We start from the raw sequence: 6,456 nt of genomic DNA on the forward strand, positions 1-6,456 counted from the left end.
GACAAGCTCGATGACCGGGTTCGCCGGTGGTCGAGCCTGTCGAGAACCGGCTACGCCGCCGCGACGGCCCGCCTCACCCGCCGAGGTCGCGGAGGTCGACGATCTCGTCCTCGGCAGGCGCCCGGACCTCGAATTCCTCGTTGAACTCCGAGAAGTTGACCGACCCTGCCTCGTCGCCGTCCGGCCCCTCGAACCTGACCAGGTAGTGCGGCTCCTCGACGCGGACGTAGCCGAAGGTCTCCCCGTCGTCGTCCTCGCGCTTCAGGCGCACGACCGACTCCCCGTCGATCACTTCGGTGCCGTCGACCGCGAAGCCGGAGTCGCCCTCCTCCTCGGCGATCTCGTCGACCAGCTCACCGACCGAGACCTCGAGGTCGCACGTGCCTCCGATCATCATCTCGGGTTCGGCCCCGAAGGGGAGCCACTTGCCCCGGACGGCTTCGAGCGCGGCTTCGTCGTCGCCCGCGCCGAAGGAACGCCAGAAGTCGTCGCCGGCACGGATCCACACCTCGTCGCCAACTCCGCGGACCTCAGCGACGCCGTCTCCGAACCCGAACGTGCCGAGGCAGTCGCCGTCGGCGGCGAGCTGCGTGTCCGACCCGGCCTCCCGACCGTCGCCCACGAGGCCGATGGTGATCCGGACCGACGTCAGGTCGCTCATCTCCGAAGCCGCGGCGGCGAGGATCTCCTCGGCCGACTGATCCGCGAAGTCGTCGCCGCCGCACCCGGCCAGCGCCGCTGCAACTCCGATCGCCACCAGTGCGGTACCGCTGCGCCTCATCCCGGCACGGTAGTCACCGCAGCTGCGCCGCGCGGAGAGGGCCATCGAGCAGCCCTCTCCGCAGCGCACCTACGCGACGACGGCGGGCTCGCGATCCCGCGGAGGCTCGGGGGCCTCTTCGCGGAAGCCGTAGCGCTCCCACCAGCGACGCAGCGGTCCGGGCGCCCACCAGTTCCAGGCTCCGAGCAGCTTCATCGTGGCCGGCACCAGGAGGGCTCGCACGATGGTCGCGTCGACGAGCAGGGCGACGAGCATGCCGATGCCGAGCATCTTCATGAACACGATCCCGCTCATGCCGAAGGCACCGATCACCACCCCGAGCAGCAGCGCGGCACTGGTGATGATCCGTCCCGTCTTCTGCACGCCGGTAGCGACGGCGACGGCGTTGCGGCGGGCCGGGTCGGCGACGAGCTCCGGGTCGCCGGCACTGCGGTCCCACTGCTCGCGCACCCGCGAGAGCAGGAACACCTCGTAGTCCATCGAGAGCCCGAACAGGATCGCCAGCATCACGATCGGGTTGGTCAGGTCCAAGAAGCCTTGCGGGGAGAAGCCCAGCAGGTCCGAGAGATGCCCGTCGCTGAAGATCCAGGTGACGACGCCGAACGCCGCCGTGATGGAGAGCGTGTTCATCAGCACGGCCTTGATCGGCAGCACCAACGAGCCGAAGGCGATGAACAGCAGCACGAGCATGACGCCGATGACGATCAGGCCCATGAGCGGCAGGTGCGCGCCGATCGACGACGCGAGGTCGACGGTGTCGGCGGTGAGGCCACCGACCAGAGCCTCCCCCGACGGCGGTGCGACGTCGCGGATCGAGCGGACGATGTCCTGCGAGCGCTCGGTCTGGCTGTTGCCGTTCCAGGCAGCACGCAGCAGGACGTGCTCGGTGTCCGTGGCGACCTCGGTGACGCCGACGATTCCCGGCACCTCGGCAACGGCTGCCTGGTAGGCGGCGCGGTCGGCGGCGTCGGCACCGCTCAGCATGATGCTCGCGGTCGACTGCTCGGCGCCGAACTCCTCGTTGAGCAGGACGGCGGCCTGGTGGGCCGGTGCGTGCGAGGGCAGCACCCGGTAGTCGACGCTGCCCCACTTCACGCCGAGGAACGGGGCGGCGACCAGAAGCAGCCCACCGACGGTCACGGCGATGACCAGGAACGGCCGACGCATGACGGCGTGCGCGAGGCGACCCCAGCGACCGTGCGGGTCCTCGACGGCGACCGCCCGGTGGCGCCGCCACGGGAGGCGGCCGGCGTCCACGCGTCGTCCGAGCATGCGCAGCACGGCCGGGAGGATCGTGAGCGCGGCGAGCATGGCGATCACCACGGCCGCGACGCCGCCGTAGCCCATGCTGCGCAGGAACGCCTGGGGGAAGATCAGCAGGCTCGACATCGCCGCGGCGACCGTGAGCCCGGAGAAGAGCACCGTGCGGCCCGCCGTGGCGAGCGTGCGCCTGATCGCGATGTCCGCGGCGTCGGGGTGATCGGCCGGCAGGAGCGCGAGCTCCTCGCGGAACCTGCTGATCACGAACAGGGCGTAGTCGATGGCGAGGCCGATGCCGATGAGCGAGACGATGTTGACCGCGAAGATCGACACGTCGGTGAACGAGGCGATCACGCGGACGACGGCGAGCGCGCCGAGCATCGCGATCAGGCCGACCAGGGCGGGCATCGAGGCGGCGACGAGGCTGCCGAAGATCAGCAACGCGAGGAGCACCACGATCGGGAACGAGATCAGCTCCGCCCGCTTGAGGTCGTTCGAGGTCTCCTTGTTCACGTCGTCGTAGACGGCGAACCCGCCCGCGATGTCGGTGGTCAGGCCCGACGTCGCGGGGGCGTCGAGTGCGGGGCGCACGTCGTCGTAGTTGCGCAGGTACTCGTTCTCGGAGTCGCCGGCCATCGAGATCAGCACCTGGGCGTAGTGACCGTCGCCGCTGACCAGCTCGGGGGCGAGCTCGGGCGGAGCGGCGTAGTAGGGCACCACGGTGGCGACGGCGTCGTCCGGGATGCCGGCCACGATGTCCTCGACGGCTGTCTGGAACCGCGGGTCGTCGGCCGTCATCTCGTCGCTGCCGTAGATCGCGACGACGTTGACCGTCTGGTTGCCGAAGACCTCGCGCTCCAGCGCCAGCTCGCGTGCGGTCTCGCTGTCCTTGTCGTCGAAGCCGCCCCGGTCGAGGGAGTCGAAGACCCCCATCCCGTAGACGGCCGCGGCCAGGGTGAGCAGCACCCCGGCGACGACGACGGCGCGCGCTCGCCGCGCCACCACATCTGCCCAACGACCCAACATCGCGAACCCCTTTCAGTCTTGTGAACGGCGTTCACCGTAAACGGTGTAAACTGACCACGTCAATCCCGAACTCCGGAGGTTCCGTGACGCAGGCCGAGGCCCCGCTCTCCCGACGCGAGCGCCAGCGGGAGGCGACGTTCACCGAGATCGTCGCCGCCTCGCGAGCACTCCTGGCACAGGACAGCGAGCTCTCGCTGCGCGCGGTCGCCCAGCAGATGGGGATGACGGCACCGGCGCTGTACCGGTACGTCGCGAACTACCAGGAGCTGGTCGACCTCGTCGCGTTCGAGATCGACAAGACCGCGACGGCGTTGTTCGCCGCCGCTGCCGATGCCTATCCCGCCGAGGACCCGGCCGCGCGGCTGGTGGCGGCCATCACCGAGTTCCGGATGTGGGCGCACACCCACCGACGGGAGTTCGTTCTCACGTTCGCCAACCCGGTCGCCGACTCCTCGTGCGTACGCCGGGAGCTGATCACCTCGGCGACGTCGGGCCACCTGATGACCGACCTCATGTTCGAGGTCTGGGCCGACCGGCAGTTCGATGTCCCTGCTCTCGCAGACCTTCCCGAGACGGTGCAGGAGGCGATCCGCACCCCCCTGATGCCCGCCAAGATCGACCGCATCCCCGAAGAGTCCCGGGGGCTGGCGTGGGCCTACATCCAGGGGTGGACGGCGCTCTACGGCGTCGTCGCACTCGAGGTGATGGGCCACATGGACCCGCGCCTGATCGAGAGCGGCGAGATGTTCATCGACGTCGTCACCCGGTTCGCGCCGTCGATGGGCCTGGAGGGCGACGTGCCGCGACTCGTGGCTCAGATGCGCGAACGGATCCGGGCGCAGTCCGGGTGAGGAACGAACCCGGCCCTCCGGTGGTCGAGGAGGCCCGAGTCAGCGCGACCCACGGTGGGTGAGGAGGCCCGAGGAACGAGGGGCGTCTCGAACCCCGTGAGGTGCGCGCCGACCTCGGCCGGCGGGGGTTTCGAGACGCCCCGCTCGTTCCTCGCGGGGCTCCTCAACCACCGCGTGCTGACGCTCGCTCCTCGACCACTGGGTGGGCTCAATGCGCCAAGCGCTCCATGATCTCGTCGACCCAGGTCGGCACGAGGTCGCTCGCGCGACCGTGACGCGCGGTCTCGAAGAACGGCGTGCCCTCGCTGGCGTCCAGGTTCAGCTCCAGCGTCCGAGCACCACAGGCCCGCGCGAAGCGCACGAAGCCTGCGGCGGGGTAGACCGCACCGGAGGTTCCGATCGAGACGAACAGGTCGGCCGTCATCAGCTCACGCTCGATCCGCTCCATCCCGTACGGGATCTCGCCGAACCACACCACGTCGGGCCGTAGCTCGCAGACGCCGCACGCCGGGCACGGCGGTAGGTCGACGAGGTCCTCGCGCCACTCGGTGCGCCGTCCGCACGCGCGGCACAGCGCTGAGAGCAGCTCTCCGTGCATGTGGTGCACCCGCGCCGATCCACCTCGTTCGTGGAGGTCGTCGATGTTCTGCGTGACCAGGAACAGGTCCTCGCCGAGCACACCCTCGAGGCGGCCGAGCGCGTGGTGTGCCGGGTTGGGGGCCACTGTCGCGAGCGCCGCGCGACGGGCATCGTAGAAGCGGTGCACGGTGATGGGCGCGACGTCGTAGGCCTCCGGCGTGGCGACGTCCTCGACCCGGTGGCCCTCCCACAGGCCGTCGGCGTCACGGAAGGTGGGTACGCCGCTCTCGGCCGAGATGCCCGCGCCGGTCAGGACCACGATCTTCACGAGGTGGAGGTTAGGCGTGTCCACCGCCCGGGTAGGCGGAGGTGGTCCACGACTCGGCGAGGAACCCCTCAGGAACCACCATGACGATGCACATCGACCCGCGACGCTGCCGCGTGATGGCCGCGGACTACGAGGACGCCGTCGCCGGCTACGCGGGCTATGAGTTCCCCGACAGCGGCGTGAGCGGCTCCTCCTTCGGCGACGTCGATCTCGCCGTCTGGTTCACCGCGATCACCGAGCAGTTCGACGCCGCCGGGCTCGCCCTGCACGCCAAGGGCGGGCACATCGCGAACGGGCTCCGGCAGACGGCGACCGCTGTCGAGACCGCCGACGACGACGCCGTCGTCCGCTCCGAGCAGCCGCTCGACGAGTTGAGCCAGCTCCTTCTCGGCCAGCCCGTCACGCCGCAGCCATCGGGCCTGGAGAGCCTGCTCCTCGATCCGATCAACGGCACCGGGACGCCGAGCACCGGCCCGTACGGCGGTCTGTGATGGCCGCTCCCCCACGCCTGGAACTCGGCGAGTCCGACGACCCGAAGCAGCTGATCCCCGGCGACGTCGCCACGGTCAACAAGAACGCGCAGGCCCTGGCCGATGAGCGCACCACGCTCGCCACCGCGAAGAGCGACCTCGATGCCATCACCGCCGAGGACGCCATCGATGCCGGGATCGCCTCGATGTTCTACGGATTCGATCGCAGCGAGATGCTCACCATGGCGACGAACTACGACACCGCGCTGAAGACCGCCCACGACGCCCTCACGGTGTACTCCGGCGAGCTCGCCGCCGCCCAGGAGGGCGCACAGCGCGCGATCGACAAGTGGAACGAGGGCGAGGCGGCGACCGCGAAGGCGCAGGCCGACTGGAATGCCCAGCACACCGCGCCGCAGCAGGGCGGGGCACCGCCACTGACCACGCTCTTCGACTACGCCGCGGGTCAACCGACGTTCAACACCGGCCCGGCGTTCCCCATCCTCTTCTTCGATCCCGGCGCGGCACTGCGCGAGGAGGCGCGCCAGATCCTGAACGACGCTCGCGACGACCTGCTCGAAGCGGCCGGTCAGGCGCTGCACACGCTCGGGGTCGACGAGAAGCAGACCGGCGACGGCAGCGGCGAGGGGGATGGCGACGACGACAGCCCGTTCTCGGGCCCCTCCATCGACTGGGACGGATGGAAGAAGGACTTCGGCAACAGCACCGACGACATCCTCCCCCAGGACCCATCGAAGAAGGACGACGACGAGAGTCCCTGGAGCCTCAGCCTCGGCAGCGTCGAGGGCGGCGTCGCCGTGTACGACAAGGACGGCAAGTTCGAGAACTACTTCGGTGACGTCAAGGTGGCCGGCGACGGCTCCGTCACGGTGCTCGGCGTCGACGGCAAGGCCGAAGCCACGATCAGCAAGGACGGCGTCGTCGTCGGGGTCGAGGGCACGGCGACCCTCGTCGGTACCGAGGGCCAGGTCTCGGCGTCGCTCGGTCCGGCCGAGGTCGGCGTGAACGGATCGGCATCGATCGAGGCGAGCGCCAGTGGCGAGGCATCGGCCAACTGGAAGGAAGGCGTCCACGCCGGCGGCGAGGTGTTCGTCGGCGGACGTGCCGACGTCGGCGCCACCGTCGACGCGGGGGGGGGCG

Annotated in this window: 6 protein-coding genes; 3 read left to right on the forward strand and 3 right to left on the reverse strand. The window is 70.1% G+C overall.

What is annotated here, in order from left to right; translation table 11 throughout:
* Positions 1-73: 73 nt before the first annotated feature.
* Together KSO97_RS14420 and KSO97_RS14425 are read right to left on the reverse strand one after the other, a co-directional pair.
* Positions 74-781 (reverse strand): hypothetical protein, encoded by a 708-nt coding sequence (locus KSO97_RS14420; RefSeq protein WP_232680063.1) that lies wholly within the window; start codon positions 779-781, stop codon positions 74-76.
* A gap of 69 nt (positions 782-850) precedes the next feature.
* A complete protein-coding gene (locus KSO97_RS14425; protein WP_232680065.1) occupies positions 851-3,067 on the reverse strand; it encodes an MMPL family transporter in 2,217 nt (738 codons plus the stop codon).
* 83 nt (positions 3,068-3,150) lie between these two features.
* On the opposite strand from KSO97_RS14425, the gene KSO97_RS14430 reads away from it, so the two are divergent.
* Positions 3,151-3,918, forward strand: coding sequence for a TetR/AcrR family transcriptional regulator (locus KSO97_RS14430; RefSeq protein ID WP_232680067.1), 768 nt, complete (start codon positions 3,151-3,153; stop codon positions 3,916-3,918).
* A 208-nt stretch (positions 3,919-4,126) separates the two neighbouring features.
* On the opposite strand, the gene KSO97_RS14435 is transcribed toward KSO97_RS14430, so the two are convergent.
* On the reverse strand, positions 4,127-4,825 hold the full coding sequence (locus KSO97_RS14435) for an NAD-dependent deacylase (protein ID WP_232680069.1): 699 nt from the start codon (positions 4,823-4,825) through the stop codon (positions 4,127-4,129).
* Between the two features lie 80 nt (positions 4,826-4,905).
* Between KSO97_RS14435 and KSO97_RS14440 the strand changes: the two genes are divergently transcribed.
* Complete coding sequence (locus KSO97_RS14440) at positions 4,906-5,316, forward strand: hypothetical protein (RefSeq protein ID WP_232680071.1); 411 nt, start codon at positions 4,906-4,908, stop codon at positions 5,314-5,316.
* The coding region (locus KSO97_RS14445; RefSeq protein WP_232680073.1) for a putative T7SS-secreted protein at positions 5,316-6,456 on the forward strand (1,141 nt) is incomplete at its 3' end. The genes KSO97_RS14440 and KSO97_RS14445, both read left to right, overlap by 1 nt.

Source organism: Nocardioides sp. R-C-SC26, assembly GCF_021246465.1.
GTDB lineage: Bacteria > Actinomycetota > Actinomycetes > Propionibacteriales > Nocardioidaceae > Nocardioides.

Excerpts from the sequence above, each read along its gene's own strand:
- KSO97_RS14420 (WP_232680063.1), bottom strand. The coding sequence starts at position 781 with ATGAGGCGCAGCGGTACCGCACTGGTGGCGATCGGAGTTGCAGCGGCG.
- KSO97_RS14440 (WP_232680071.1), top strand. The coding sequence starts at position 4,906 with ATGACGATGCACATCGACCCGCGACGCTGCCGCGTGATGGCCGCGGAC.
- KSO97_RS14425 (WP_232680065.1), bottom strand. The coding sequence starts at position 3,067 with ATGTTGGGTCGTTGGGCAGATGTGGTGGCGCGGCGAGCGCGCGCCGTC.